The following is a 1,611-nucleotide window of genomic DNA, read 5'->3' on the forward strand; positions in this document are numbered from 1 at the left end:
AATAAAATTTCACTTAATCGTATAGACACAGCTGTGTAAAAGATTTTTGTTCATCTTCCTGTGTTTCTGATGTAATGTAAGGATTATATATCCTATCCCCTTTTATGAGTACACTGTTCATTGAATTTCACACTTATTTTTACTAATACTTTTTCATTCTTTTCCAGATTCGATATAAATGAACAAAGCCATCCCATATCTACTCTGCATCGTTTCTTATTTTCTATAACATCTTCCCTGATAACATCTGTATTCTTAGCAAATTCTCCCGCTGATATGCCAGATAGTAAACCATATGGTGTAGCTCTAGTTGTTGAACGTATAATATATTTTAATAAAGTACTTTCTATATCTTGATTACGCTTATTCTTATTTAGTTCGGTAATTAAATTATGTGTCGCACTTTCCAAGCCCTCTGCAAGTACCTCATCAATTATTATCTCATCCTTTTTCTTCCCATATGTTTGAAATGTTTCTTCTAGTTTTTCTATAGGGAAAGTTGGACCACGCATATATAGGAATTCATACATTTATATCTTCTATACATTAGAATTCTCCCTCCATTTTATTATACTCACTTATACTATAAACAATATATAATCTTGTTAAGTATTTTCATTGCCTGTCAAATCGGATATGAAATAACTTATAATTCCATCTACCGCTTTCCAATAAAGTTACCGTATAGCACTTGGTTCTTAAATTTAAAACAGGGTCAAGATTACCTTCTCTTGACCCTGTCCTTATTATCATTTTTAAGTGATAATTTAATATATTTCTCTTCTAAAATACTTTTATATTTTCTTAGAAAAATCACATATTTAACAAATAAAAAATGGTACAATCAACAAGTAGGTTTATACGTTCCTTTTAAAAATCACTTCCTACAAGCCCCTCCACAGTAAGAATTGCATGCAGAACAAGTATTAGCTGAACAAGGTTTCTCCGTATTTGTACATCCAACACAAGTTCCATCACAAGACGCTAGTGTTACAATACTTGTGTCACATAAAGTAGGCATCGTACATGTCGTTGCTGTCCCTGTTGTTAAGCATATTGCAGCTGTTCCTTTCGGTTCAGCTTCCATGTTTCCTTTTATCTTCCTAATGTCCAAATCAAAATCATCATAATTTGCCATAAGATCCCTCCTTTTCTGTTAATCTATACAACTTTTTACTTGTATTTAGTATATATCATTTCTACATTAATTTCAATAATTTTCTCACAATTTATACTTTTAATACAATTATTCAGCCATCAAAATCATTTCGGAAAATAGACACAATTTATACCTTAGCCTCATTTTACAGTGCCTGACACTATACCGCCCTGTACTAACGACTTCTGTCACACGGTTCAGTGCATCATGCTTGTATGTCGTCACCTTTCCGTTACGGTCTGTCAGTTTTACGAGGTTATCATTTAAGTCGTATTCATAGCTGACCTTTGTACCATCCGGATACACGATTGCCTGCAGATTATCTGCGTCATCATAAACGTAACTGACATCCTTTTTCGAACCGCTTGTTACTTTGGTGATTCTTCCAAGTGCATCGTATTCGTAGCTGCTCTTACTAACAAGTCTCTGTTTTTGAAACAAAAGAAAGCTAC

At 33.1% G+C, this 1,611-nt stretch carries 3 protein-coding genes; all 3 read right to left on the bottom strand.

What is annotated here, in order from left to right; translation table 11 throughout:
- Window positions 1-92 precede the first annotated feature (92 nt).
- Complete coding sequence (locus DXB52_RS15690; protein WP_181989236.1) at window positions 93-512, bottom strand: lantibiotic dehydratase; 420 nt, start codon at window positions 510-512, stop codon at window positions 93-95.
- Between the two features lie 365 nt (window positions 513-877).
- On the bottom strand, window positions 878-1,138 hold the full coding sequence (locus DXB52_RS15695; RefSeq protein WP_117908705.1) for an FDLD family class I lanthipeptide: 261 nt from the start codon (window positions 1,136-1,138) through the stop codon (window positions 878-880).
- A 108-nt stretch (window positions 1,139-1,246) separates the two neighbouring features.
- Window positions 1,247-1,611 (bottom strand): RHS repeat domain-containing protein (locus DXB52_RS15700; RefSeq protein ID WP_147343400.1); only part of this gene is annotated, 365 nt, incomplete at its 5' end.

This window comes from Ruminococcus sp. OM04-4AA, assembly GCF_003462585.1.
In the GTDB taxonomy this organism is placed as follows: Bacteria; Bacillota; Clostridia; order Lachnospirales; family Lachnospiraceae; genus Mediterraneibacter; species Mediterraneibacter faecis.

Coding starts and splice junctions, on each gene's coding strand:
- DXB52_RS15690 (WP_181989236.1), bottom strand. CDS start 512: ATGCGTGGTCCAACTTTCCCTATAGAAAAACTAGAAGAAACATTTCAA.
- DXB52_RS15695 (WP_117908705.1), bottom strand. CDS start 1,138: ATGGCAAATTATGATGATTTTGATTTGGACATTAGGAAGATAAAAGGA.